This is a genomic window from Phytobacter ursingii (assembly GCF_001022135.1).
Taxonomy (GTDB): Bacteria; Pseudomonadota; Gammaproteobacteria; order Enterobacterales; family Enterobacteriaceae; genus Phytobacter; species Phytobacter ursingii.
Genome location: NZ_CP011602.1, coordinates 3,071,381 through 3,097,409, shown reverse-complemented (window position 1 = coordinate 3,097,409; position 26,029 = coordinate 3,071,381). Strand labels below are relative to the sequence as shown.

Annotated in this window: 26 protein-coding genes; 13 read left to right on the top strand and 13 right to left on the bottom strand. The window is 56.4% G+C overall.

Going from position 1 to position 26,029, the window contains the following annotated elements; translation table 11 throughout:
• Positions 1-2 precede the first annotated feature (2 nt).
• Positions 3-467, bottom strand: coding sequence for a YjiG family protein (locus tag AB182_RS18135; protein ID WP_047371325.1), 465 nt, complete (start codon positions 465-467; stop codon positions 3-5).
• Positions 467-1,183: a nucleoside recognition domain-containing protein gene (locus tag AB182_RS18130; protein WP_047371324.1), complete on the bottom strand. Its 717-nt coding sequence runs from the start codon at positions 1,181-1,183 to the stop codon at positions 467-469. Before AB182_RS18130 ends, AB182_RS18135 begins: the two co-directional genes overlap by 1 nt.
• A 289-nt stretch (positions 1,184-1,472) precedes the next feature.
• On the opposite strand from AB182_RS18130, the gene cstA reads away from it, so the two are divergent.
• Both cstA and AB182_RS18120 read left to right on the top strand, forming a co-directional pair.
• Complete coding sequence (cstA, locus tag AB182_RS18125; RefSeq protein ID WP_047371323.1) at positions 1,473-3,578, top strand: pyruvate/proton symporter CstA; 2,106 nt, start codon at positions 1,473-1,475, stop codon at positions 3,576-3,578.
• Positions 3,579-3,677: 99 nt separating this feature from the next.
• Positions 3,678-3,875 (top strand): YbdD/YjiX family protein, encoded by a 198-nt coding sequence (locus AB182_RS18120; protein ID WP_041852181.1) that lies wholly within the window; start codon positions 3,678-3,680, stop codon positions 3,873-3,875.
• A gap of 115 nt (positions 3,876-3,990) precedes the next feature.
• On the opposite strand, the gene AB182_RS18115 is transcribed toward AB182_RS18120, so the two are convergent.
• Entirely contained in the window at positions 3,991-4,734 is a 744-nt protein-coding gene (locus AB182_RS18115) for an SDR family NAD(P)-dependent oxidoreductase (RefSeq protein ID WP_047371322.1), read from the bottom strand.
• Between the two features lie 113 nt (positions 4,735-4,847).
• On the opposite strand from AB182_RS18115, the gene AB182_RS18110 reads away from it, so the two are divergent.
• Positions 4,848-5,435 (top strand): TetR/AcrR family transcriptional regulator, encoded by a 588-nt coding sequence (locus AB182_RS18110; protein WP_052958963.1) that lies wholly within the window; start codon positions 4,848-4,850, stop codon positions 5,433-5,435.
• Position 5,436: 1 nt separating this feature from the next.
• On the opposite strand, the gene AB182_RS18105 is transcribed toward AB182_RS18110, so the two are convergent.
• Positions 5,437-6,525, bottom strand: a complete 1,089-nt coding sequence (locus tag AB182_RS18105) for an oxidoreductase (protein WP_047371320.1) — start codon at positions 6,523-6,525, stop codon at positions 5,437-5,439.
• Positions 6,526-6,685: 160 nt separating this feature from the next.
• Here AB182_RS18105 and AB182_RS18100 point away from each other — a divergent pair, with 160 nt between their 5' ends.
• From AB182_RS18100 to AB182_RS18085, 4 genes are all read left to right on the top strand, one after another.
• Entirely contained in the window at positions 6,686-8,188 is a 1,503-nt protein-coding gene (locus AB182_RS18100; RefSeq protein WP_047371319.1) for a sugar ABC transporter ATP-binding protein, read from the top strand.
• A complete protein-coding gene (locus AB182_RS18095; RefSeq protein ID WP_047371318.1) occupies positions 8,185-9,180 on the top strand; it encodes an ABC transporter permease in 996 nt (331 codons plus the stop codon). Before AB182_RS18100 ends, AB182_RS18095 begins: the two co-directional genes overlap by 4 nt.
• Before the next feature lie 18 nt (positions 9,181-9,198).
• Positions 9,199-10,263: a sugar ABC transporter substrate-binding protein gene (locus tag AB182_RS18090; RefSeq protein WP_047371317.1), complete on the top strand. Its 1,065-nt coding sequence runs from the start codon at positions 9,199-9,201 to the stop codon at positions 10,261-10,263.
• Between the two features lie 151 nt (positions 10,264-10,414).
• On the top strand, positions 10,415-11,659 hold the full coding sequence (locus AB182_RS18085) for an LVIVD repeat-containing protein (protein ID WP_047371316.1): 1,245 nt from the start codon (positions 10,415-10,417) through the stop codon (positions 11,657-11,659).
• Positions 11,660-12,109: 450 nt separating this feature from the next.
• Here AB182_RS18085 and mtnK read toward each other — a convergent pair whose 3' ends face one another.
• Positions 12,110-13,309, bottom strand: coding sequence for an S-methyl-5-thioribose kinase (mtnK, locus tag AB182_RS18080; protein ID WP_047371315.1), 1,200 nt, complete (start codon positions 13,307-13,309; stop codon positions 12,110-12,112).
• 106 nt (positions 13,310-13,415) lie between these two features.
• On the opposite strand from mtnK, the gene mtnA reads away from it, so the two are divergent.
• The gene (mtnA, locus tag AB182_RS18075; RefSeq protein ID WP_047371314.1) at positions 13,416-14,435 is read left to right on the top strand and encodes an S-methyl-5-thioribose-1-phosphate isomerase; all 1,020 of its coding nucleotides are present in this window, start codon (positions 13,416-13,418) and stop codon (positions 14,433-14,435) included.
• Between the two features lie 136 nt (positions 14,436-14,571).
• Here the strand turns inward: mtnA and AB182_RS18070 are convergent, their stop codons facing one another.
• Together AB182_RS18070 and AB182_RS18065 are read right to left on the bottom strand one after the other, a co-directional pair.
• Positions 14,572-15,423 (bottom strand): Vmh family MBL fold metallo-hydrolase, encoded by an 852-nt coding sequence (locus AB182_RS18070; RefSeq protein WP_047371313.1) that lies wholly within the window; start codon positions 15,421-15,423, stop codon positions 14,572-14,574.
• Positions 15,424-15,431: 8 nt separating this feature from the next.
• Positions 15,432-16,082, bottom strand: a complete 651-nt coding sequence (locus AB182_RS18065; RefSeq protein WP_047371312.1) for a DsbA family protein — start codon at positions 16,080-16,082, stop codon at positions 15,432-15,434.
• Positions 16,083-16,192: 110 nt separating this feature from the next.
• Between AB182_RS18065 and AB182_RS18060 the strand changes: the two genes are divergently transcribed.
• Positions 16,193-17,071, top strand: coding sequence for a LysR family transcriptional regulator (locus AB182_RS18060; RefSeq protein WP_047371311.1), 879 nt, complete (start codon positions 16,193-16,195; stop codon positions 17,069-17,071).
• On the opposite strand, the gene AB182_RS18055 is transcribed toward AB182_RS18060, so the two are convergent.
• Positions 17,068-17,997, bottom strand: a complete 930-nt coding sequence (locus tag AB182_RS18055; RefSeq protein WP_047371310.1) for a LysR family transcriptional regulator — start codon at positions 17,995-17,997, stop codon at positions 17,068-17,070. The two genes, AB182_RS18060 and AB182_RS18055, sit on opposite strands and share 4 nt — an antisense overlap.
• Positions 17,998-18,221: 224 nt before the next feature.
• Here AB182_RS18055 and AB182_RS18050 point away from each other — a divergent pair, with 224 nt between their 5' ends.
• Positions 18,222-19,646 carry a M20 family metallopeptidase gene (locus tag AB182_RS18050; protein ID WP_047371309.1) on the top strand — a complete coding sequence of 475 codons (1,425 nt, stop codon included), beginning with the start codon at positions 18,222-18,224 and terminating at the stop codon, positions 19,644-19,646.
• Positions 19,643-20,917, top strand: coding sequence for an MFS transporter (locus tag AB182_RS18045; RefSeq protein WP_047371308.1), 1,275 nt, complete (start codon positions 19,643-19,645; stop codon positions 20,915-20,917). Before AB182_RS18050 ends, AB182_RS18045 begins: the two co-directional genes overlap by 4 nt.
• Positions 20,918-20,950: 33 nt before the next feature.
• On the opposite strand, the gene AB182_RS18040 is transcribed toward AB182_RS18045, so the two are convergent.
• Entirely contained in the window at positions 20,951-21,403 is a 453-nt protein-coding gene (locus AB182_RS18040) for a hypothetical protein (RefSeq protein WP_047371307.1), read from the bottom strand.
• Between the two features lie 206 nt (positions 21,404-21,609).
• Between AB182_RS18040 and AB182_RS18035 the strand changes: the two genes are divergently transcribed.
• The gene (locus AB182_RS18035; RefSeq protein ID WP_047371306.1) at positions 21,610-21,942 is read left to right on the top strand and encodes an SdpI family protein; all 333 of its coding nucleotides are present in this window, start codon (positions 21,610-21,612) and stop codon (positions 21,940-21,942) included.
• 257 nt (positions 21,943-22,199) lie between these two features.
• On the opposite strand, the gene AB182_RS18030 is transcribed toward AB182_RS18035, so the two are convergent.
• The 4 genes from AB182_RS18030 to AB182_RS18015 all read right to left on the bottom strand — a co-directional run bounded on the left by AB182_RS18030 (position 22,200) and on the right by AB182_RS18015 (position 24,742).
• On the bottom strand, positions 22,200-22,763 hold the full coding sequence (locus tag AB182_RS18030) for a hypothetical protein (protein WP_047371305.1): 564 nt from the start codon (positions 22,761-22,763) through the stop codon (positions 22,200-22,202).
• A gap of 139 nt (positions 22,764-22,902) precedes the next feature.
• Positions 22,903-23,445 carry a 1,2-dihydroxy-3-keto-5-methylthiopentene dioxygenase gene (locus AB182_RS18025; protein ID WP_047371304.1) on the bottom strand — a complete coding sequence of 181 codons (543 nt, stop codon included), beginning with the start codon at positions 23,443-23,445 and terminating at the stop codon, positions 22,903-22,905.
• Positions 23,442-24,131 (bottom strand): acireductone synthase, encoded by a 690-nt coding sequence (gene mtnC / locus AB182_RS18020; RefSeq protein ID WP_047371303.1) that lies wholly within the window; start codon positions 24,129-24,131, stop codon positions 23,442-23,444. Before mtnC ends, AB182_RS18025 begins: the two co-directional genes overlap by 4 nt.
• Positions 24,131-24,742: a methylthioribulose 1-phosphate dehydratase gene (locus AB182_RS18015; RefSeq protein WP_047371302.1), complete on the bottom strand. Its 612-nt coding sequence runs from the start codon at positions 24,740-24,742 to the stop codon at positions 24,131-24,133. Before AB182_RS18015 ends, mtnC begins: the two co-directional genes overlap by 1 nt.
• A 126-nt stretch (positions 24,743-24,868) precedes the next feature.
• Here AB182_RS18015 and AB182_RS18010 point away from each other — a divergent pair, with 126 nt between their 5' ends.
• The gene (locus tag AB182_RS18010; protein WP_047371301.1) at positions 24,869-26,029 is read left to right on the top strand and encodes a pyridoxal phosphate-dependent aminotransferase; all 1,161 of its coding nucleotides are present in this window, start codon (positions 24,869-24,871) and stop codon (positions 26,027-26,029) included.

Below are 26,029 nucleotides of genomic sequence, written 5' to 3'. Positions count from 1 at the left end.
GTTCAGAGAATAATGCGCATCAGCAGCATGGCTAAAAAGGCGTTCACAACGGAGAGGGCGATCATCAGGGGAATGCGTTTAGCACGTGTGCCAATAACGCCAAGGATGCGCCCAAGATATTGCACCTGTGAACCCATCAGATAGATGGCAGGGGCGAGGATGGCCAGATGCTCGCCGGTGAGGAGGCCTTTATCAAACAGACCAATGGCCACGCCGATACCGCCGCCCATCGACATCCAGCCGCCAATCAGCACCGCAGCTGCCTCACCCGGCAGACCAAACAGCCCCATCAGCGGAGCGAAAATCATGCCCAGCCCTTTCAGGGCGCCGGTTATCTCCAGCGCTTTAATAATAATAAAGGCCATCACCACATTCGGCAGCGTGCTGCTGGTGGCAATCGCCCAGCCTTTACGGGCACCTTCAACAAAAACGTCGGTGATAACGGGGTTAGATTGTGGGGCGCTCATCAGGCATCTCCTTTTGCCGACAGGGTTACAGGGGTGTTTTTCGCGGTGAATCTCAGTATCAGACGCAGTATGTTCGCGCCGACGATTTTCATGATGAACATGACGGCGATGCAGGCGCCGATGGAGGTGGGTACGGCTGCGGTGCCATCCACTGCCAGAAGGGTAAAAAGAATGGCGCCAGAGGAGAAGAAGTTAGTGATCATCGCCCCGGCGGAGAACTGAAACATGGCGAAAACATCTTTTTCCGTCTCGTTGATTAACCCTTCGTCAGAGAGATTGCGCGTAAGCGATGCACCAACGTCGGTACTTTGCAGGCTGCCAATCATCGCCAGTCCGGTCGTGCCGGGAAGGCCCAGCAGGGGGCGCAGTAACGGCGTCAGAAGCTGGCGCGCGGCGCGAAGCGCGCCGTAATGTTCCAGCACATTAATCATGCCCAGCGCAAACATCACCGCCGGAATCAATCCCAGCGCGAAGAGGAAGCCATCCATCGCGCCGCTGCCACCTTTGCCGCGAAAGGCGCTGCTGGCGGTGGTTAGCGTACCGTTATCAAGACTGGCGCTACTGACCACTTTGCCAAAGGCACCGTTGAGCGTGGTGAAATCAAACACCCCATACCACTCTTTTCCACCCAACAGGCCTGAGAAGAAAACAGCAGCAAATGCCAGCGCAAACCAGGCGGCTGGCCCGACCTTATTTTCCTTTAATGGTGAACTCATTTCCTTTTCCTTGTTAAAACGCGAATACGCAAGGGTATTCTGGCGGGGCGATCGGCAAAAAAAATGATGCACATCATTCCTGACGGGAGACGCAGGACGAAAAAGGCAAAACTGTGATGCAAAAAGGATGAGGCGCATGGGTTGTTACATGACGAAAGTGATCGGCTTAACACTGTGGAGTAAATGTCTGGTTTGACCACACATTTTTGTGTTTCTAAGTTGTTAAAATCGAGGTGATGTTATAGAAACAAAATGTAACATCTCCCTCTTTCGCACACGGATAATCGCTATGAATAACTCAGGGAAATACCTTATTTGGGCATTACTCTCCGTTGTCGGTGCGTTTGCTCTGGGCTACATCGCGCTTAACCGCGGTGAGCAGATCAACGCGCTATGGATTGTGGTCGCGGCAGTGTGTATCTATCTCATTGCCTACCGTTTTTATGGTTTATACATTGCTAAAAACGTGCTGGCCGTCGATCCTGGCCGTATAACGCCCGCCGTGAAATACAACGACGGACTGGATTACGTGCCGACGGATAAAAAAGTGCTGTTCGGTCACCATTTTGCGGCGATTGCCGGAGCAGGGCCGCTGGTGGGGCCGGTGCTGGCGGCACAGATGGGCTATCTGCCGGGGATGATCTGGATCCTCGCTGGGGTCGTTCTCGCCGGGGCGGTACAGGACTTTATGGTGCTGTTCGTCTCTACCCGTCGTGATGGGCGTTCACTGGGTGAACTGGTCAAAGAGGAGATGGGGCCAACGGCTGGAGTTATCGCGCTGGTGGCGACCTTTATGATCATGGTGATCATTCTCGCGGTGCTGGCGATGATCGTGGTGAAAGCGTTGACCCACAGCCCGTGGGGAACTTACACCGTTGCCTTTACTATCCCGCTGGCGATTTTCATGGGGATTTATATTCGCTACCTGCGTCCGGGGCGCATTGGCGAAGTCTCCGTTATCGGCCTGTTTTTCCTGATTTTCGCGATTATCTCCGGCGGATGGGTGGCGGAAAGCCCGACCTGGGCGCCATTCTTTGATTTCACCGGCGTACAGTTAACCTGGATGCTGGTGGGCTATGGCTTTGTGGCGGCGGTACTGCCGGTCTGGCTGCTGCTGGCCCCGCGCGACTACCTCTCTACCTTCCTGAAAATCGGCACCATCATTGGTCTGGCGATCGGCATTCTGATTATGCGCCCGACGCTGACCATGCCTGCGCTGACCAAGTTTGTGGATGGCACCGGGCCGGTCTGGACGGGTAACCTGTTCCCGTTCCTGTTTATCACTATCGCCTGTGGCGCGGTGTCGGGTTTCCATGCGCTTATCTCTTCCGGCACCACGCCGAAGATGCTGGCGAACGAAGGCCAGGCCTGCTTTATCGGTTACGGCGGCATGCTGATGGAGTCGTTCGTGGCCATTATGGCGCTGGTGTCGGCCTGTATCATCGATCCGGGCGTTTATTTTGCGATGAACAGCCCGATGGCAGTGCTGGCACCTGCCGGCACCACCGATGTGGTTGCGTCCGCCGCTCAGGTTGTCAGCGGCTGGGGCTTTAGCATCACCCCGGATACGTTAAAACAGATCGCTACAGAAGTGGGTGAGCAGTCGATTATCTCCCGAGCGGGCGGTGCACCAACGCTGGCGGTGGGGATGGCGTATATCCTGCACGGCGCACTGGGCGGCATGATGGATGTGTCGTTCTGGTATCACTTCGCCATTTTGTTTGAAGCGCTGTTTATTCTGACAGCGGTGGATGCAGGTACGCGTGCGGCGCGCTTTATGTTGCAGGACCTGCTGGGGGTCATTTCCCCGAACCTGAAACGTACCGACTCGTTACCTGCAAACCTGATGGCTACAGCGCTTTGCGTACTCGCCTGGGGCTATTTCCTCCATCAGGGGGTGGTCGATCCGTTGGGCGGTATCAACACCCTGTGGCCGCTGTTCGGTATTGCTAACCAGATGCTGGCGGGAATGGCGCTGATGCTCTGCGCGGTCGTACTCTTCAAGATGAAGCGTCAGCGCTACGCATGGGTGGCTCTGTTACCCACGGCATGGCTGCTGATTTGTACCCTGACCGCAGGCTGGCAGAAAGCGTTCAGCCCGGACAACAAAGTCGGTTTCCTGGCGATTGCCAATAAGTTCCAGGCGATGATCGACAGTGGTAAGATCCCGGCACAGTACACCCAGTCCCAGCTTTCCCAACTGGTGTTTAACAACCGTCTGGATGCCGGGCTGACCATTTTCTTTATGGTCGTGGTGGTGGTGCTGGCGTTTTACTCGGTGAAAACGGCGATGGCATCACTGAAAATCGACAAGCCAACGTCACAAGAGCGTCCGTATGAGCCCATGCCATCAAACCTTGATGAGATTGTGACTCAGGCAAAAAGCGCACATTAACCTTTGCCCTCACCCCGGCCCTCTCCCACAGGGAGAGGGTGTCAATGTTCCCTCTCCCTGTGGGAGAGAGTTAGGGTGAGGGGTAACGAGAGATGAAATATGTTCGACACCCTTTCTAAAGCAGGCAAATACTTAGGCCAGGCCGCCAAAATGATGATTGGCGTGCCGGACTACGACAACTACGTTGAGCATATGCGTATCACTCATCCTGATCAGACGCCGATGACCTATGAAGAGTTTTTCCGCGAACGTCAGGAGGCGCGCTACGGCGGTAAAGGCGGGGCGAAGTGCTGTTAGCCCTCGCCGGGCAGACCGTGCTTATTTGTTCCTGCTTACTGTCATAACGGCCCGTTCGGCAAGAGGCGCTTTATATCGCGCAACCTCTGCCGGGTGGCAGAGGTATACCTGATATTCAGGCGTTAAGGCCACCATCAACATCAATTCCGGTTCCGGTGATGTGTTTTGCCCCCGGGCTTGCCAGGAAAGTCACCGCATCGGCGATATCTTCTGCTTTACCGTAATGCCCAAGCGCAATCAGCTGACGCTGGGTTTCCGCGCTTTCACCATCCGCCGGGTTCATGTCGCTGTCGGTGGGACCAGGATGCACCAGATTGACGGTAATACCGCGTGGGCCAAGATCGCGCGCCAGCCCGCGGGTTAAGGAGTTAAGGGCAGATTTGGTCATTGCATAGACCGCAATCCCTTGCAGCGGGACATGGTTGGCAAGGCAACTGCCAATGTTGATAATGCGCCCGCCGTCCGGCAGATAGGCAAGCGCCGCCTGGGTTGCGATGACCACGCCGCGAACATTCACATTGATTAACGCATCAATGTCTTCATCGGACATCGCTTCCAGCGGCCCACCCCGGGCGATACCCGCATTATTGACCAGAATATCCAGCCCGCCCAGTTGTTCGACCGAGGATGCGACTGCGGCACGAATAGCCTGCGGACTGGCGCTGTCGGCCTGAATAGCCACGCCGTTACGGCCCAGGGCGCGGATTTCATCGGCCACGGCCTGCGCTTTTTCGACTGACTTTTCAAAGGTTATCGCCACGTCGGCCCCTGCGCGGGCTAATGACAGGGCGATAGCTTTACCTAAACCACGACTTGCGCCCGTAACCAGCGCGCGTTTACCAGCAAGTGAAGATGACATGGTGACTCCTGAATTAATTATGTGTCGATTGATACATAATTAAAGTAAACGCACTTCCCACGAGTCGTCAATGATATTAATATACCGATCAGCACAAAATGTTGGAGGCCACCATGAGCCGGGGAAGACCACGCGAGTTTGACCGTACCGAAGCATTGAACCAGGCGATGAAAATCTTCTGGCAGAAGGGCTATACCGCCACGTCAATGAATGATTTGTACGAGGCGATGGGCATAAAATCCCCCAGCCTGTATGCGGCGTTCGGCAGCAAAGAAGATTTATACGAAGAGGTGCTGCTGCACTACGAGCAGTCCGTCGCACCCAGGATTTGGGGACATATGACCAGCGAGCCGTCTCCACGCGAGGCGGTGTGGCTGTGGCTGGAGCGTTCTGCGGATATGCTGACGCAAACGGATATGCCGCACGGCTGTATGGTCACACTTTCAGCGGTAGGCAGTGAAGGCAACGACCGGCTCGGACAACTGGTTCGCCGCATGCGCGCCGCAGGTTTCTCGCTGTTAAAAACGCGGCTTGAGCAGGCGCAAAAACAGGGCGACCTGCCCGGTTCAGTGGATGTCGAAGCACTGACGCGGCTCTATGTCAGTATTCAGCAGGGGATGTCAATTCAGGCCCGCGATGGCGCGAGCCGTGAAATTTTGCTGAGTATTGCCCGCTCAGCCATGGCTTTATGGCCTGCCTGACTTAGCGGGTAAAATGCTCGACCTTTTCGAACGCTGCGCGCAGCGTGGTCGGGCTTAGTTCGCCTGGGAGATAGTGAATGGACTCCACCGGGCGCAGGGTGTGGGCAATCACACGGTCCAGCTCGGCATGGTTGTTGATGTCCACATCAAGCGCCGCCAGCGTGGTGGGCAGATTAAAGCGCTGGTACGCATTGACCAGTTGCGCCAGCACGTCATCCTGACCGAGCAGGGCGCTTTGCACCAGAATGCCGTAGGCCACTTTCGTCCCATGGAGGAATTTCTCCGTTTGCGGCAACACCGTCAGACCGTTATGCACCGCGTGTGCTGCGGCAACGCGGGTATAGCGCTCGCCGAGACCGCCCACCATGCCGCCACCGGCGATAATCGCATCCACCACGTCACGAAACGTCTGCGTGACTTCGCCACGCGCCTGATCCGCCAGCGCCTCTTCGCTGCTGGCGAGCAGGACATCGCGAATCGCCTGCGCGTTGTTAATTCCCAGACGTACTGTCAGCGGCAGGTTTTCCGGTTCGGGCGCCAGTACGACCGCTTCATACCATTTCGCCAGCGTATCGCCGATCCCCGCCAGCAGGTATTGTGCAGGAGCATTAAGAATGATCTGCGGCTCGACCAGCACCAGGAAATTAACATCGTCAAAAATTTCAAAATGCAGCGCCTGACCGGCGTCGTTGTACCAGACGGAGAGCGGTGTCCAGGCCGCGCAGGTCGCTGCAATGGTCGGAATGGCAACGACAGGCAAAGCTAAACGACGCGCCACCGCTTTGGCTGTATCCAGAAGGGCGCCGCCGCCCACGCCAATCACCACCGCACGATCATCGCCCGCCAGCTCTGCCAGCTCTGCCACGTCGCGCTCGCTGCAATGGCCTTTGAACAACAGATGCTTCGCGCCAGGTGCGTTAAAGCCCTCCGGCAGGAACGGGCGAGCCCCTTCTATGGCGCGTTCGCCGTAAATCCACACCGCACGGGAAAGTTGCTCTGCCGTATAAAAATCATGGAGATGCGTAAGGCTTCCTGCGTGAGAGAAATAGTTAGCCGGGCCAGTGACGACGCGAATATTAGTGTTGCTCATGGGTTGTGTCCTTGTGTGCTATCGCTAACCCGATGTTATGTCTGGACATCCGGATGGCTAATATTATTTTGCTTTATCTTATGCCTTTTCTGTCGTTGCCAGTCAAGGCGGCCTGTGAAAAATTCGTCAAATAAACTTATTTATCAGGAACTCGCGTCGGATGAGTACTCACCACCTCGAAATGCGCACTATCAGCCTCGCGTTTGGCGGATTTAGCGCATTGTCGCATGTCGATTTCACTCTGCGTGGCGGTTCCGTGCATGCGCTTACGGGCGCTAACGGTGCAGGAAAATCGACCCTGATGGCGGTATTGTGCGGCACTCATGATCATTACGAGGGCGAAATTGTCATTAATCGTCAGCCCGTTGCCATCCGCACCCCGCGTGACGCCAAACAGCTAGGCATTCACCTGGTACAGCAGGAAGTGGACGTGGCGCTGATCCCCGGCTTATCGATTGCGGAAAATATCATGCTCGACAGACTGGCGGAAACGGGGCACGCCTGGCGCTGGGGTGAAATGCGCAAGCTCGCCCAGGACGCGCTGGCACAACTGGACGTGTCGCTGGATGTGCGCCGTTCTATCGATACCTGCACGCTGGCGGAGAAACAGCAAATTCTGCTGGCGCGCGCGTTGTCGCATCACTGCCGCTTTTTGATCCTCGATGAACCCACCGCTCCCCTCGATCAACACGAGAGCGAACGCCTGTTTACCGTGGTGCGACGCCTGCAACAACAGGGTATCGGCGTGGTGTTTATCTCTCACCGTATTCATGAGCTGAAAGCGATATGTGACACCCTGACCGTGTTGCGTGACGGTAAGTTAATTGAGTCTGGCCCGATGGCGGAACTCAGCGGCGAGCAAATCGTCGAGAAGATGCTCGGCCATGAACTGAGCGACATCTACCCGCCTAAGCGCCCGCCGCACAGCGATGAGGTTCTGTTGAGCATCGATGGCCTGCATGACGAGCAATTGCTAAAAGACATCTCTCTGCGCCTGCGCAAAGGGGAAATTCTGGGCATCGCCGGTCTTGCCGGGGCGGGAAAAACCGAACTGTGCAAGGCGCTGTTTGGCGCGAGCAAAAGTAAAGTGACACGCGGCGAACTTAACAACCAGCCGTGGCGACCCCGTGATCCGGCGGATTCCGTGATTCGCGGGCTGGCGCTGGTGCCGGAAGAGCGGCGCAAAGAGGGCATCTTCATTGAAGAGCCTATCGCCATGAATCTGTCGGTCAGCGCGGACAACTCGTTCTCTCGCTGGAGCCTGTTCGGTCATCGCAAGGCCTGGCGCTGGGCGCAGGAGGTGATTGCCCGCGTCGGCGTGCGCACAACCGGGCCGGGGCAAACTTTGCGCCGTCTTTCCGGCGGTAACCAGCAGAAAGTGGCGATTGGCAAATGGCTGCGCGGTAACGCCAACGTGGTGATTTTTGACGAGCCGACCAAAGGGGTCGACGTGAAAGCCAAAACCGATCTGTTCCAGTTGATTGACGGGCTGGCGCGGGAAGGGAAAGGCGTGATTTATGCCTCCGGGGAGTTTTCCGAACTGGTAGGCCTGTGCGACCGCATTTGTGTGCTCTGGGACGGGCGCATTGTCGCAGAAGTGAAGGGCGAGGAGGCCCGCGAAGAGACGTTACTTTATTTTTCCACCGGAGGAACGGCAGCGTGAGCAAAGCCCTTTCAGTTAAGGCTGCGGTGTCATCCCGTCAGCAGTTTTTCGATTTTCTTTATAAATGGGGCATGCTGCTGACGGTCGTCGCGCTGGTGGTCATCTTTGGCCTGGCTTCGGATAACTTCCTCGACCCGTTCAACATCATCAACATTTTACGTTCCATCGCCATCGTTACGGTGATTGGGGTTGGCGTATCCATTTCGCTGACCATCGGCGGTTTTGATCTCTCCGTCGGGTCAACCGCTTCACTGGCGAACGCGCTGGTCATTTCACTGTTTGTCTGGCATGGCTTTGGCACCACCGAAGCGATTCTGGTAACACTGGCGCTGTGTACGCTGGTGGGGCTGTTTAACGCTTTCCTGATTGTGGTGTTGCGTATTCCGGACATGCTGGCGACCCTCGGCAGCCTGTTTGTGATTCAGGGTGTGGCGATGACCTACAGCTACGGCGGCTCGATCACCGAAAACATGGTGTTGCCGAGCGGTGATATGGCCGAAGGGACCATCCCTGCCGCCTTCAGCCTGCTGGGCCAGGTGCCGACTATCGTCATTATTATGCTGGTGGTCACGGTCGTGGCGCAGCTTGGTTTGTCGCTGACTACCCATGGTCGCCGTATGTACGCCATTGGCGGTAACCCGGAAGCCGCGCGCTTATCCGGTATTCGTACCACTCGCTACAAAGTGGCGGCCTATGTCATTGCTTCTTTGTTGGCGGGGTTAGGTGGCATTTTGCTGGCCTCGCGCATCGGCTCTTCGCAGGTGAACGCGGGCGGCGGCTACCTCATGGATGCGGTCGCGGCGGCGTGGATTGGGTTCTCGCTGGCGGGTTCCGGTAAGCCGAATGCGCTCGGTACGCTGGTGGGGGCAGTGATTCTCGGCGTGCTCTCCAACGGACTGGTGATGCTCTCCGTTCCGTATTACGCCATGGACATTATTAAGGGGCTGGTGCTGGCCGGTGCCCTTGCGTTGACTTACTTCCAGCGTCGTTAATTATTCAGGGGATAACAGATGAAAAAGATAGCACTCTCTTTACTGACGCTGGGATTACTGAGCGCGCTGCCGGGCTATGCGGCAACACCTGCACCGGTTCCGGACGCCATTGCTAATCACAGTGGCCCGATTCGCATCGCGCTGATTCGTAACCTCGGATCCGATGACAACACCACCCAGTTTGTTTCCGGCGCGTTGCAGGAGGGCAAAAAACTCGGGTTTAAAATCAGTACATTCCTGAGTAATGGCGATGACGCTAAGTTTCAGGATTTTGTGAACCAGGCTATTACCCAAAAATATGATGGCATTATTCTTTCTCAGGGGCGTGACCCGTACTCGACTGCGCTGATTAAAAAAGCGGTCGATGCCGGGATCAAAGTGTCGGTGTTCGATACCGCCGTGAACGGTGAAATTCCGGGCGTAACCGTTACCCAGCAGGATGACGCCTCACTGACCAAACTCTCCTTTGGCGCACTGGCAAAAGATTTCAACGGCAAAGCCAACATCATCAAACTGTGGGTTGCCGGTTTCCCGCCGATGGAGCGTCGCCAGGCGGCTTATACTGAGCTGCTGAAAGAGTATCCGGGCATTAAAGAGCTGGAGTCCATCGGTGCGGTTTCTTCCGACGTGCAGGGCGATACCGCCAACAAAGTGGGCGCAGTGCTGGCGAAATACCCGAAAGGGCAGATTGACGCTATCTGGGGCACCTGGGATGCCTTTAGCCAGGGGGCTTACAAAGCGCTGAAAGAGAACGGTCGTACGGAGATCAAACTCTATAGCATCGACGTGTCTAACCAGGATTTGCAACTGATGCGCGAGTCCAACAGCCCATGGAAAGTGAGCGTGGCGGTGGATCCGAAGCTGATTGGCGCGACTAACGTGCGTCTGGTTGCCAACAAGATTGCTGGCGAACAGACACCTGCGACCTACGACTTTAAAGCGGCTGCTATTCCGCAGGCGCTGCTGGCGGCCCAGCCGGGTGCGGTGAACGTGGCGTCACTGGCGAAAATCATCCCAGGCTGGGGCCAGACCGAAGATTTTATCGCCCCTTGGTTCGCGACGCTGGAAGCTAAAAACAAGTAACGGATGCTTTTCTCGCTCTCCCCTGGTGGGAGGGCGGCTCGCTTTTTTCCCTCTCCTCTGGGGAGGTGCGAACACGTTTTTCTCCCTCTCCCTGTGGGAGAGGGTCGGGGTGAGGGCAACACACCGCACCCCTGCTTAAAAAGGAACATCCATGGCAACTGAACTTCCACGCCCGGAATACAGTCGCAATATGCGGCTGATTGGTCATAGCGACCAGGGCGGACGCCCGGACGGCGTACAACTGATGGTGCACCGTGGCTTTGCGTACATCGGCCACATGGTCTCCCAGGGCTTCTCCATCGTCGACGTGCGTGACCCCAAAAACCCTAAACCCGCAGGTTATGTTCCGGGGCCTCCCGGTACCTGGAACGTGCATTTGCAGGCGCATGACGACCTCCTGCTGGTGATCAACGCCCGCGACCTCTTCGCTGATGCCCGCTTTGCTGATGAAAAAGTCTATTACACCCGCCCGGTGGGTGAGACGGTCAGTGACGTGCTGGATAAAGGCTGGAGCGCCGGGCTGCGCATTTTTGATATCTCCGTACCGGACAAACCGCGTGAAATCAGCTTCCTGTCACTGAGCGGCATCGGCATTCACCGCATCTGGTATGTCGGTGGCCGCTGGGCCTATGTCTCCGCGCTGATTGACGGTTTTACCGATTACATTTTCCTGACTATCGATCTGGCCGATCCCCGTAATCCTGAAGTGGCGGGGCGCTGGTGGCTGCCGGGGATGAACCAGGCGGCTGGCGAAACGCCGGACTGGGAAGCGGGGAAACGGTATGCGCTGCACCACGCGATTATTGCGGGCGATACCGCCTATGGCAGTTGGCGCGATGGTGGTTTAACTCTGCTGGATGTGAAAGACCGCACCCAACCGAAGCTGATTAGCCACCGTAACTGGAGCCCGCCGTTTGGCGGCGGCACCCATACCGCGCTGCCGTTGCCGGATCGTGACCTGCTGGTGGTGCTGGATGAAGCGGTGCTGGATAACCAGGAAGACGGTGAGAAGCTGATTTGGCTGTTTGATATTCGCGAGCCGTCAAACCCGGTCAGTATTGCCACTTTCCCGCAGCCGGATGAGATTGACTACGTGGCGAAAGGGGCGCACTTCGGGCCGCATAACCTGCACGAAAACCGTCCGGGGAGCTTTATCAGCTCGACGCTGATTTTTGCCACTTATCAGAACGCCGGTGTGCGTGCCTATGATATTTCCAATCCGTATCGTCCGGTGGAAACCGGCGCGCTGGTGCCTGCCGCACCGGCGAAAATGATGGATACGCGCCCGGGCCGCCCCCAGGTGATTCAGTCCTGCGATGTGTTTGTGGATGCGCAGGGGATTATTTACAGCACAGATTACAACGGCGGATTGTCGGTGATTGAGTATCTGGGGTGAGGGTTCCTCACAAATAAATGCGAGCACGCCACGTCCCCTCGCCCCTCTGGGGAGAGGGTCAGGGTGAGGGGAACATGCGGCTCTTGTGGTCATTCCGTTCACCTTATGTTCCTTGCTTTTCTGTCACGCCAGAACCCGTGAACGTGCCAGGGGGGTTCACCGCCACCACCCTGGCGACCCGGGCTCCCGGCCAGGAAAATCGCCGCTTCGCGGTCCATTCGCCTTATGTCGTCTGACTATCGGGTCGGGGACCAGCCTACATCCTTGTAGGCTATCCCCTCCGCCCGCTTCCCTGCGGGCGGCCCCGGTCAGCCGCCAACGCCTCATCGATTTTCAGCCGGACCCTGTCATCGCGGTGACTGTTTTTTTCTCATGACGCGGTGTTATCGCTGTAAAACGTAACATAACTGGGACTCCCTCCACCTTGAGGGTGAGGGCACCAGACCGCACTTAACTATACTGACGCACCCGGGCAATCAGCTCATCGACGCTGTCAATGCGCGGAGCGATCACAATCAGCACCTTGCCGAGCGCAATGGCATGACGCAGGCATTCATGGCGCATCTCTTCATCGGCGATGGTGTCGATATCCGCGACATGCGACAAGCCTACGCTGCGGCGAATCAACTCAGTACCGCAGAAGCCGACTGCATCCGTCCATACTTTTTTGAGAAACTCAGACGCATAGCCCGGTATGCTCAGGGCGGCATCGCGGGTCTTTTCACGGGCGAGAGTCTGGAAACGTTCGGCAAACGTTGACCACAGCTCCTGAATATCAATCAGACGCTGCTCACGCGCCGCCGCCGCGTCGCGAATGCCAAGATGGCCCGGCAGGCCGCAGTAGTTAAGCAGCAAGTTACCCATGGCTGTACCGATATCAAAGCCCATCGGGCCAAAGTAGCCGAACTCGGCGTCAATGGCTTTCAGGCTGCCTTCGGCGACGAAAATCGACCCGCTGTGAATATCGCCGTGCAGCAGCGCTTCGGCATGAGAGAAGAAGCTGTGCTTGAGAGAGGCGACCGCAAGCTTTAATTGGGTGTCCTGACGCAGGGCATCAACGTCGGCTTCCAGCGCCGCCGGGTAGTTATTACGTTCATGAATCTGATAGGGATCGTTAAAGAACAGATCTTCGGTGATCTCGCACATTTCCGGATTAATAAACTGCGCGACCTGGGCTTTTTTCGCGTGCGGATGCAGATAAAAATCGCTGGTATGAAATAACGTTTGCGCCAGATACTCACCCAGCTGGCGTGCTGCCTGCGGGTAGTAACGGTTTTTAATCAGCTCACTGCGCCAGATTCGGTGATCAGAGAGATCCTCCATCACCATCACCGCCAGCTCCGGATCGTAATGCAGAATATTGACCGTGTGCTGCGGGGCATATTTATAGTGTTCCACCAGGGTTTGTGCTTCCAGACGCGCGCGATCGAGCGTCAGCGGCCAGGACTCCCCAACGCAACGCACGTAGGGCAGCGCCTGTTTAACGATAATACGGCTGATGCCCTGAGTATCAAAAACCTTAAACACCAGGTTCAGGTTACCGTCGCCGACCTCCTGCGCTTCAACCAGTTCGGACGGCGCGTCCAGACCACCAAATTGTTGTGCATACGCCACAGCATCCCGGGCGTTGAAGGTACGGTATTGCGACATTGCCAGTTCCTCATGTTCTTATGCTAATAAAGCCATTCAGACGTCTATACATCTGGATTTCATCCTGACACAATACGATACAACAACGCAACAGGGATTTAACGCTATGCAGACATTACAGACCACCAGCCTGCGGGTTATTGATAATCAACTCTTTATTCTTGACCAACAGGCGCTGCCACAGGAAAAGCGCTGGCTGCCAGCGGATTCGGTGCCTTTGCTGGTGGAACACATTCATGCGTTGCGCGTGCGGGGTGCGCCGTTGATTGGCCTGTCTGCCAGCCTGCTGCTGGCCTTGCTCGCTGAGAATGGCGAAGACCGCGACACGCTGGCGCGGTCGCTGGAGACGCTGCGCGCCTCGCGCCCGACGGCAGTCAACCTGATGAATAACCTCGACCGAATGAAGCTGGCGCTGGCGCAAGAAGATTACGTATCGGCGCTGCTGGCAGAGGCCCTGCGTCTGATCGAAGAAGACAAAGCGTTGTGCGACAGTATCGCGCAGGCAGGCAGCACGCTGGTCAAACCGGGCAGCCGCTTGTTAACGCACTGTAACACCGGTGGGCTGGCGACGGCCGGTGTCGGCACCGCGCTGGGTGTTATTGCGCTGGCTCACCAGCAGGGCAAGGTGACGAATGTCTGGGTGGATGAGACGCGTCCATTGTTGCAGGGCGGACGCTTGACGGCATGGGAGCTGGGCGAACTGGGCGTGCCTTATCAGCTGATTACCGATTCCATGGCCGCCAGCCTGATGGCCAAAGGGCAGGTAGATGCGATTTGGGTGGGCGCGGATCGTATTGCGGCGAATGGCGATGTGGCGAATAAAATCGGCACCTATTCTCTGGCCGTACTGGCGAAATTCCACGGCATTCCGTTTTATGTTGCAGCGCCGCAAACCACGCTTGACCCGAACTGCCCGAACGGGGAGGCGATTCCTATTGAACAGCGTGCGGCTGCGGAGGTGACGGGCGTAGCCGGGAGCTTTGGCGCGGTGCAGTGGGCGCCAGAAAATGCGCAGGTCTATAACCCGGCCTTTGACGTGACGCCGGCATCGCTTATTAGCGGCTGGGTACTGGATAGCGGCGTGGTGACACCGGAGCAGGTGAGTGGCGGGTTTTTTGCCCGCTGAGGCGGTCTTTGACCTTCATCCGCGTTCTCCCGGATGGCGGCGTAAACACCTGATGCGGGCTACCGTCCGAAAACGTAGCCCGGCTCAGCGCAGCGCCAGCCGGGATGTTTGTTGTTCACCGCGTCTGACTAAGCCGTTACCACTTCATCTCGCCGGTATTCACTTTCGCGCTCAACTCCAGTGAACTCTCATCCGCCAGTTTTGGATATGCCGCTTTCATGGCCTCAATCACTGCCGCAGAACCCTTTTTAGATGCCAGCGTCTGTTCAAAGGTATTGAGGTAATCATGGGTAAACGTAATCGCCCCATCGCCTGCCGGACGCTCGCCCAGGTAGTGGCCGGGAATTACCTGCTGCGGTTTCAGCGCCTGCATCTCGCTCAGAACCGCCATCCATTGTTTGCGAATAGCCGGGGTCTGCGTGTCTGCCGTCCAGACATGGATCCCTGAGGCAATGCCGGTGCCACCTAAAATGGCCTTGTTCGCCGGGATCCAGACATAGGCGGCATAATCGCCCGTGTGTTTCAGCTCCAGCGGCTCGCCGTCAACGGTAAAACGCGTGGCGGTGGTCACCTGGGGAACAATAAGTTTCGTTGGCGCGCCCTCTTTCATCTGCGGCCCCCAGAAGGCCAGTTTGGCCTCTTTTGTTGCGTTGATATGGTCAACCACCGCTTTAGACGCCACCACTTTTGCCTGTGGGAAGGCTTTCACCAGCGGTTCGAGACCAAAATAAAAATCCGGGTCGCCGGAGGTGATCACAATCTCTTTTAACGCTTTGCCACGCGCTTTGATGAGCTTCACCAGTTCTTCGCCATCTTTAACGCTGAACTGTGCGTCAAAGAGCACAGCCTCTTTCGGCCCGGATACCAGCGTTGAAGAGACCGGGAAAATACCTTTCTCCTGCGGGTTGTAGACATCCAGTTGCAGCGGCGCGGCAAACGCGGGGACGGCAGCCAGCGACAGTAACAGAGTAACGGATTTTACGTTCATGGCATTCCTTAACGGCTAAGTGAAGAGAGAAGGGGACTCACCAGCGTGAAAAATACCTCTGGTTGCCCGTAATAGCGCGAGACAGGCAAGAGCGTGTACTGCCCGCCTTTATTGATCAATACGGCGGTGGGAAAGCCCTGACCGCCTGTTTGTCCCATCAGCATTCGCCCATGCTGAATGGCATCCAGCGCTTCATTTTCCGGGATTTGCCCCAGCCTGATGCCCGGCTCAACGGATTTGCTGAGCACATCGTCGACCACATCGGCGCGGGTAATGTCCTGCCCATGTTCATACCAGGCGCGCTGGACCGCATTCAAAAACAGAAGATCGCTACCGGGAGCGGCAAAGCGTTGTGCAGCCAGAAGTCCGCGGCTGGCCGGGAGAGAATCCAGCATAATCTCGCTATTGGTCAGTAACTGTGTGCGGTAATCGCTGCCGAAGGTCATGCCGGTTAGCGCGGCGATACGCGCATCATGCTCATGAACATGCGATAGCCAGTCGGCGTCGAGTTTTCTGCGCTGGGTGCCGATGAATAACCCACCGGGTAAAATATGCTGTTGCGTGAAATCCTGCGCCACGCGGTTGAGCAAAGGCAGTGCGCCATAGCTCCAGCCGCAAAGCGGATCGATTATCCAGTAAAGGCCGGGTTGAAATCCCATTATGTAGTCCTCCTGAGAGTCAGTGGTTTCCATTCTACGGATTACAGCTTCTGCTACTATTCCTGAAACAATTCATGCTGTGTTTCATAAAACGATCAGATGGAGAGGGAATGGACAGGATCATGGCGGCAGTATCCTTCAACCGGATTTGCGAACTGGGCAGTCTGAGCGCGGCGGCACGTTCGCTGGGTATCTCACGGCCAATGGTCAGCCGTTATCTGGATGAGATGGAAAAATGGGCCGGGGCGCGCTTAATTCACCGCTCGACACGGCGACTCACATTGACCCCCGCCGGGGAGAAAATTCTTGAGAAAACGCGGCAACTGGCTTTGCTGTCGCAAGACATTGAAGGTGACGCCACGCGCCTGACGCCGTCGGGCACGCTGCGTATTGCCTGCGCCCACTTTACGGCAACCCACCTGTTGGGGCCGGTTATCCCGTCCTTTCTGGCGCGCTATCCGGCGCTGCGTATTGAAGTGGACATCAACAATCAGCCAGTCAGCCTGGTGGGCGAGCGTATTGATCTGGCGATACGTATTACCAATGCTCCCGAACCTGGGGTGATTGCCCGCGCGCTGGGGGAATGCCGTTCGGTATTGTGTGCCTCGCCAGGCTACCTTGCAAAGGCCGGGCAGCCTGAAACCCCTGACGATCTCGCCCGGCACAATTGTCTGCATTACAGCCGTTTCTCAGGGCAATCCTGGTCGTTTCGCGATCCGCAGAAGGGCACTGTCGCCATCGCGGTCAATGGTAATTTCAGCGCCGGAATATCGTCTCTGCTTTGCGACATGGCGATGGCGGATGTGGGGCTGGCGCTGGTGCCGGAAATTGAGGCGCGCGCCGGGCTGGAGAGTGGACGGCTGGTCAGCGTATTGCCGCAACTGGAGCCGCAGCCACTGGGCATTTATGGGCTATATCAATCCCGCGATCATCAGCATGCGGCGCTCGGCCTGTTTCTCGATGCAGTTAAGCAGCATCTTGCCGCTTAAGCCAGAGTCAGTTCCGCCATCCACTGCTTATGTTCTTTGTCCAGCTCCCGGGCGGTGAGGTCGAGAAAGGTATTGACCGCCGCCGGGCGATGTTTGCTCCCCGGCACCTGAATCTGCAGAGTACGCTGGCTTAGCGAGGAGTTATTGATCGTTTTAAGCGTCATGCCATCCTGTTTTGCGCGCCACAGTACGCTGAAATGGCTGCACACAGTCAGGGCATCAGGCGTATGGCGGGTAAAACCGTACAGGGCAGCAAAATTATTGCTGCTGAACGCGGGTTCCAGAAAGGTGCCCGCCATGCGACAGGAGAGATCAAAAAGCTGGCGCAACGTGGTACCTGCCTCCGGAAGAACCAGCGGATAGTGGTGCAAATCCTCCATCGCCACACCCGGCTGCGTTACCAGGGGATGCTCGTTCGCCAGCAGCAACAGCACTGGGGCGGGCCAGGCGGCGATAATTTCCACGTCCCGTTCAGGCGCGAGGCTGAACTGGAACGCAACATCACAATCATTGCGCCGGATCCACTCCGCCACCTGCATCGCCGTGCCGACCTGTAAATCAAAACTCACCGCCGGGTGTTGTTGGCGAAAACGCGCCAGTACGCCCGGCAACAGATCAAACGCCATCCCCTCGGTACAGGCTATACGTACCAGGGCTTTGCGCACGGCTTTTAGCCCCTGAATTTCGGCCATCGCAAATTCCATATCGCGCATGTTTTTGCGTACATGGTTAGCCAGAATCTGCCCGGCATCGGTTAAAACCATACCGCGCGAATGCCGTTCAAAGAGCGTCACGCCCAGCCGGGTTTCCAGCTTATGAATTTGCCGGCTGATGGCGGAACCTGCCACGTAAAGCTGCTCGCTGGCGGTGCTAAGCGAGCCGGTGGTGGCTACCGCAAAAAAGTAGCGTAGTTCGTTACTCAACATAGATGAATCCTCTGCGACGCCCTGAGATTGTGCAGTGTACCCTTATCAAAAAGGCAACGCCAAATTGCAATTATTATTATTGTGGCAATGCTCGGTTCTGGTTTAGAACAAAAAGACAACAACATCTCTTTGCGCCATCGGCAGCAAATGCACCCTGAATAATTCGCGTCGCAGCCACGCAACTGCGGCTCGATATTGGACAGGATCAGGACAGGGCACACAACATGACAACACAACAGGTAGTCGACCAGGCGCTGGCGTGGTTCGACAGCGGCCATTTTAAAACCATCCTTGCCAGCCGGGTGGCTATCCCCAGCGAAAGCCAGCGTAACGACAGGGATGACGCGCTCACGCGCTATTACAACGACGTATTCATTCCCGCTTTTCAGGAAATGGGCTTTAAGACCGAGGTGATTGCTAACCCGGTCAATGCCGCCCGACCGTTTTTACTCGCCAGCCGGGAAGAAGACCCAAATCTGCCCACTGTGATGTGCTACGGGCATGGCGATGTCGTCTTCGGCGATGATGCGCGCTGGGGCGAAGGGCTGTCGCCGTGGACGCTGGTCGAACGTGACGGCAACTGGTACGGACGCGGTGCGGCCGATAACAAAGGGCAGCACTCGGTTAACCTTGCCGCACTGGAGCAGGTCTATCATGCGCGCAATGGTCGGCTGGGGTTTAACTGCGTCTGGCTGTGCGAAATGGGCGAAGAGATCAGTTCGCCGGGGCTTGCCGCCGTGTGCGAACAGCTTAAAGCGCGCATCAATGCGGATCTGTTTATCGCTTCTGATGGGCCGCGCCTGAGCGCGGAACGCCCGACGTTGTTCCTCGGTTCACGCGGCTGTGCCAACTTTCGCCTGACCATCAACGCCCGCGCCAAAGATTATCATTCCGGCAACTGGGGCGGGCTGCTGAGCAACCCCGGTACGCAACTGGCGAATGCCATTGCGAGCCTGGTGGACGAAAAAGGCGAAATCCAGATTGCGGCGCTGAAACCGCCAGCGTTAACGCCCGAACTGAAAGCCATTCTCGCGGATATCACCCCGGCCGGTGGCGAAAACGACCCCACAACCGACCCGAACTGGGGCGAACCGGGTTTGTCGGCGGCAGAAAAACTGTTTGGCTGGAATACCCTGGAAGTGCTCTCTTTCCTGACGGGTAATCCGGCGCAGCCCATGAACGCGATTCCGGGGCAGGCGACGGCGGTCTGCCAGTTGCGTTTCGTGGTCGGTACCGACTGGGAGCATCTGGAGCAGGCGGTTCGCGCGCATCTGGACGCGCACGGCTTTTCCATGGTGACTCTCAGTGAGGTGCGCGGCACCCCTGCGACGCGCTTTGACCCGACCGATCCGCTGGTAAACTGGACGCTTAAGGCAATGGCGGAGACGACCGGCAAGAAACCGGCTCTGTTGCCAAACCTTGGCGGCTCGCTACCTAATGATGTATTTGCCGGCATTTTGGGGCTGCCAACGCTATGGGTGCCACATTCGTACCCGGCCTGCGGTCAGCATGCGCCGGATGAGCACCTGCCCATTGCCATTGCCCGCGAAGGGCTGGCGATTATGACTCGCCTGTTCTGGGATTTGGGTGAGCGGGGGGCTGCACTGCTTGCAAGCCATCTGGCGCATCAGAACGGAGGTGCAAAATGACCACTCTCGCCCGTGAAACAGAGCAGGGCAGCGTACGCCCGAGCCTGGCAAAAACGCTTTTTGCCACCTGTATTGGTAATGCCCTGGAGTGGTTTGATATCGCGGTATATGGCTTCTTTGCCAGCTATATCGCCCAGGTTTTTTTCCCGACCTCCAACCCAACGGTCTCGCTGCTGCTCGCGTTCGGCAGCTTTGGTATCGCCTTTTTGATTCGCCCGCTGGGGGCGGTTGTGCTTGGCGCTTATGCCGATAAACGCGGTCGTAAGGCTTCGCTGCTGCTGTCTATCAACCTGATGATGCTGGGCGGGGCGATGATTACTTTTATGCCCGGTTATGCCACTCTCGGTCTGGCGGCGCCGTTGCTGATTTTGTTGGCGCGCCTGATTCAGGGCTTCTCAGCCGGCGGTGAGTTTGGTAGTTCGACGGCATTTCTGGTGGAACATTTCCCGGAGCGCAAGACCTTTATCGCCAGCTGGCAGTTTGCCACGCAAGGGGCCAGCACGCTGATGGCATCGGCATTTGGTCTGGGTCTGGCGCACTGGCTGACGCCGGCGGAGTTGCTGGACTGGGGATGGCGCGTGCCGTTCGCTTTCGGACTGCTGATTGGCCCGGTTGGTCTGTGGATCCGTCGCCATGTGCACGAGCCTGAGGTTTATGTTGAGATCGAGAAACCACGTCATCCGGTGAAGCAACTGTTGGGTTCGCAAAAACGTCTGCTGGCGATGGCGATTGGTCTGATGGTGGTCTCCACGGCGATCAACTACATGCTCAACTATGTGCCGACCTGGGCGACTAAAAGTCTTGGTCTGCCTGCGTCATCGGCCTATAGCGCGACGTTGTTAGCCGGGGTGATTCTTACCGTAGTGACGCCGATAGGTGGCCTCCTGGCAGAGCGTGTCGGGCGCGAGCGTCTGTTGTGGACCGCGTTGGGGCTGCTGGCGTTTACGCTGTTACCTGCCTTTTGGCTCACCAGCCTGAACGTGACGCCTTTGTCGCTGTCACTGCTGGTGGGGTGGATGGCGCTGCTGAAATCCCTCTACTTCTCAACCATCCCGTCGGTGATGGCGGATATCTTCCCGGTATCGACCCGGGCCAGTGGGATGTCCATCAGTTACAACATCGCAGTGACGATTTTTGGCGGGTTTGCGCCGTTCATCTGTACGTTGCTTATTAGCGCGACCGGCAGCCACTTCGCACCGGGTTTCTACCTGATGGTTACCGTGTTCCTGAGCGTTGCCGCGCTGTGGCATACGCAAAAACAACTTTGTTAATCAACACGTTTCCCCTCTCTGTCCGGAGAGGGGTTATCCCTGTGCGCCGGGTCCGGGCAAAATCACCTGAGAATTATCGATGTCACTGTCTGGTGTCTGTGGCACGCTTTTTTTGCTGCTGACAATATTGTTTTCATAGCGTGGCGGGGTGATGACCGGATAGACGTAGCTTTCCTGTTCCGAACATTGCACAGGATCACTCGAACCCGCATAAAACAGATAGTACTGGTGGGAGTTGGGGAAATAGGCCAGATCGTCGCCGTTGCCAAAGGTGGTGGTCCAGAACGGGACCCCGGCTTTGGTGTGGCTTTGCAATTTTCCTGAAGCGACCTGGAAATGATCGCCCCATTTCATAGTGATGAGATAGTAATTAAAAAAGGAGACGGTAATAGCGCCACGCGGCGGGCAGTTAAGTTTAACGGCATCATCCGCACGCGCGGCCAGTGCAGGTAAGGTCAGTAAAAATAAAAACAGGGAATATTTCACGCGTCCGTTCTCGAGGCCGTAAGGTCAGGAGCGGAATCCTACGGTGTCGGGCCGTGGCATGACCAGCAGCAAGCTGTTACATCATCACATAAAGTTAATCAAAATATGACGTTACTCTTATTCGCTCGTTAGTTTTCCACTACCATCCATCATGACAGTGAATATCCCTTTTCGGGGATAATATGCGTTTAAAGGGAGAGTCGCTGATGGACATGAATTTTATCTGGCTGAGTATCACCAGTCTGCTATTAATGGCTATTGCCATTCCGCTGGTATTGCAAAAGGTGAAACCTAACCGTTGGTATGGGGTGCGAACGGCACGGACAATGAATGATGACGGGCTGTGGTATCGGGCCAATCGTCTGTATGGTATGGCGATGCTGACAGCGGGCGTGGCATTTTTTGTACTCTCGGCCATCCTGGGAAACTGGCGTCCGGGTGAGGATAACCAAAAGATAAGCCTGGTGCTGTTTATGCTCGAAGTGCTGGTGCCCGTGTTCTTTACACAGATGCGTGCGCGGATACTGGCGCGAAAGTAGTGCCTGTATTGTCCCGGCTGGCGCTGCGCTTAGCCGGGCTACGAACACCCCCCGGTCCCGCGAGCGGTAGCCCGGATAAGGCGTTTACGCCGCCATCCGGGAGGCAGGCCCGCAAATGGTGCCCCTGGCGTTTTCCCGGCTGGCGCTGCGCTTAGCCGGGCTACGAACCCCGGGTCCCGCGGGCGGTAGCCCGGATAAGGCGTTTACGCCGCATCCGGGAGGCAGCGTATCGCGGTATTACAGGTGAGGGCTAAGACTCAAACACAAGGTCCCTTTGCGCAACCGTACATCATCACCAGCGGGAAAATGGGGATCAACAACGGGGCCGTGTAACTGATGTTTTGTTCCGTTTTATCGGTGATGGTTACGGTGATCGGCGTTGTTAACTTCGTCGCTTCTGAGGTCCGAAAATGCAGTGCGCCATAGATGTGCCCCTGCGCTTTGAAAACCGCCACGAGTGTTTTCCCGGACTCCATCACATGGGCGTTGTAGTGATATTTCAGCCTGTCCGTCTGTGCGGGCGTTAACTGGGTGGCGTCAACAATCGCCCGATATTCTGCGGTGACATCCTTATCTTTCACCACAAAGAACACCGCCACGCCGGGGCTTTTGTCGCCGAACTCGTCATAAAAGGCTTTGTAGTCGTTATAAACGTCGTGAGTCTTATCGCGCTGGAATACATAGCCGTACTTGTCTGACAGGACCGTAATATTGTTATCCATCACCCGCAGGTAATTGAGGGTATCCTCTTTTGGCATCGGCACCGTGGTGGCACAACCGCTCAGCACCATCATCAACAGCATCACTATGACTTGCTTCATTTTTCCTTCCCTGTGCATCGCTTTCGCAAAAAGAGCAAGTATAGGCCGGGTTTAACAGGAGAAAAGCCAGGCTACAGGAATGGGTAGGGGTGAAAAAAGGCCCCGTACAAACGCAGGGCCAGAACAGAAGGAGAGGTAATTACGCAAGTCGCGGATAGTTTTCCGCAATCGCATCGCCGGTGAACTGGGCAATCCAGCCTTCCGGGTTGTCGAAAATACGGATGGCGGTGAAGTTCGGCTCGGAGCCCATATCAAACCAGTGCGGGGTGCCAGCGGGCACGGAGATCAGGTCGTTTTTCTCGCACAGCACCTGATAGACCTCATCACCAATATGCAGGCAGAACAGCCCGGCGCCTTCAACGAAGAAGCGTACTTCATCTTCGCCGTGCGTGTGCTCGTTGAGGAATTTGGCGCGCAGCGCTTCTTTTTGCGGGTTATCGGCGCGCAGGCTGATCACATCCCAGCTCTGGTAGCCTTTCTCCGCAACCAGTTTGTCGATCGCATGCTGGTAGGCGACGATTACCGTTTCCGGCGACGGGTCTGCACCCAGATCGCGGTCAGCTTCCCAGCGCTCAAAGCGGACGCCTTTGGCGTTCAGCTTTTGTTGAATCTCAGCGGCGTCGGTGCCTTGCCAGACAGGCTTGCTGGCGTCTTTGTCAGAATAAATCGTCAGTGCGCTCATGAGGGGATCTGCTCCGGCTTAATGTGGTCGAAAGAGGAAACCTGGTGATGATGGCTGGTGGCGTCATTGTCGCCACGAATCAGCTGTACGGTACGCAAACCGGCCGCTTCGGCGGCGTCCAACTCCTGGTGGATATCAGAGAGGAACAGGATCTGCGCCGCAGGAATGCCCAATTGTTCAGCAATATTGCGATATGACTGCTCCTCGCGCTTCGCCCCCACCAGGGTATCGAAATAGCCGCTGAACAGATGAGTAATATCACCTTCGTCGCTGTAGCCAAATAACAGTTTTTGCGCCGCCACCGAGCCAGAGGAATAAACATAAAGATCAATGCCCTGGGCTTTCCATTTTTCCAGCGCTGGCAATACGTCCGGGTAGAGATGACCGGTAAAGTCGCCGTTGACGTAGCCATCGCGCCAGATAATGCCCTGTAGCGCTTTTAGCGGCGTGGATTTGCGATCCTCATCGATAAACTGCAGCAATGTGTCGAGCAGATCGGCGGTGGTGGCATCAGGTTGTGCTATTTCTTCACGCAGATTATCGAGGATGGTTTTTACCGGCTCGATATACTGCTGTGCGTTGAGAAAAGCCGGCAGGCGTTCGCGGGCATAGGGAAATAACACATTGTGCACAAAGCGAATATCGCTGGTGGTACCTTCTATGTCGGTAACTATCGCGCGGATCATTATTTCTCCAGCAGACGGCGCTGCATTTCGCATTCAAATAAAAATTCAAGCCCTTCCAGATGGCGACGCGCTTCTGCCACGTCGCGGCCCCAGCAGGTCAGACCGTGACCACGCAGCAAAAAGCCATAGTTCAGGGGGCGTTCTTGCGCGTAATGTTCAATATGGCGGGCGAGGGCATCAATATCCTGAGCGTTATCGAAAATGGCAATCGATACGGTATCAAGATGCGTGGTTTGTCCGCGCAGAGATTTTTGCATTTCGAAGCCGCTGATAAGCAACTCAGGTGCACGCTCAACGCGTGACAGTACGGTGGCATTGACGGTGTGCACATGTAGCACCGCATTCGCTTCCGGGAACAGGCGATAAATCAGCGTGTGCAGGCCCGTTTCCGCTGACGGCTTACGCCCGGAGGGCGCATGATTATCGGCGATGGAGACTTGCAGGAAATCTGCTGTCGTCAGGCTGCCTTTGTCTTTGCCGGATTCGCTCAGCCAGCACCATTGCGAATCTTCACGCAGCGACATATTGCCGCCGGTAGCCGGTGACCAGCCTTTCTGGCCTATCCAGTGGCAAGCGTTAACGAGTTCATGGAGTTGCAGGTTGTTTGTCATAGTCTTCCTGGGTTGCGCGTCGGCAGGAATATTCTTATGGTTTAGACGTCTAAGCGTCTTGATTGCCAAATACTAACATCGTGTTATAGTGGCAGCAACATCAGTATTACAAGCAGGCATGCAACTATGAGCGATAACGCACTGATTCCCAAAAGTAAACTTCCCGCTTTAGGCACCACAATTTTCACGCAAATGAGTGCGCTGGCGCAGCAGTATAAAGCCATCAACCTGTCTCAGGGATTCCCGGATTTTGATGGCCCACGCTATTTACAAGAGCGCCTGGCTTATCACGTGGCGCAAGGGGCGAATCAGTATGCGCCGATGACCGGGGTGCAGGCGTTACGTGAGGCGATTGCCGATAAAACCGACGCGCTGTATGGCTATAAACCGGACGCGGGCAGCGATATCACCGTGACGGCGGGAGCAACCGAGGCATTGTATGCAGCGATCACGGCGCTGGTGCGTAAGGGCGATGAAGTTATCTGCTTCGATCCAAGCTATGACAGCTATGCCCCGGCGGTGGAGTTGTCAGGCGGCATATTGAAACGTATCGCCCTGCAACCTCCCCATTTCCGTGTCGACTGGCAGGCATTCGCTGCCCTACTGAGCGATAAAACCCGGCTGGTTATCCTGAATACACCACATAACCCCTCCGCAACCGTGTGGCGCAAAGAGGATTTTGCGGCTTTATGGCAGGCGATCAACGAGAAAGAAATCTATGTGCTGAGTGATGAAGTGTATGAGCACATCAGCTTTGTCGAGGAGGGGCATGCCAGCGTGCTGGCGCACCCGCAATTGCGTCAGCGGGCAATTGCCGTTTCCTCATTTGGCAAGACCTTTCATATGACCGGCTGGAAAGTGGGTTACTGCGTGGCGCCGGCTGCCATCAGCGCTGAACTGCGCAAAGTGCATCAGTACCTGACCTTCTCGGTCAATACGCCCGCGCAACTGGCACTGGCGGATATGTTGCGGACCGCGCCGGAACATTACCGTGACTTGCCTGCGTTTTATCAGGCTCGTCGCGATGTGCTGGTCAATGCACTCAGCAGCAGTCGGCTGGAGATCCTGCCGTGTGAGGGGACTTACTTCCTGCTGGCAGATTACAGTGCCATTTCCGATCTTGATGATGTGAGCTTTTGCCAGTGGCTGACTAAAGAGGTTGGCGTTGCGGCTATTCCGCTGTCGGTTTTTTGCGCCGATCCCTTTCCGCATAAACTGATTCGCTTATGTTTTGCAAAGCAGGAATCGACGCTACTGGCAGCCGCTGAACGGTTATGTAAGCTGTAG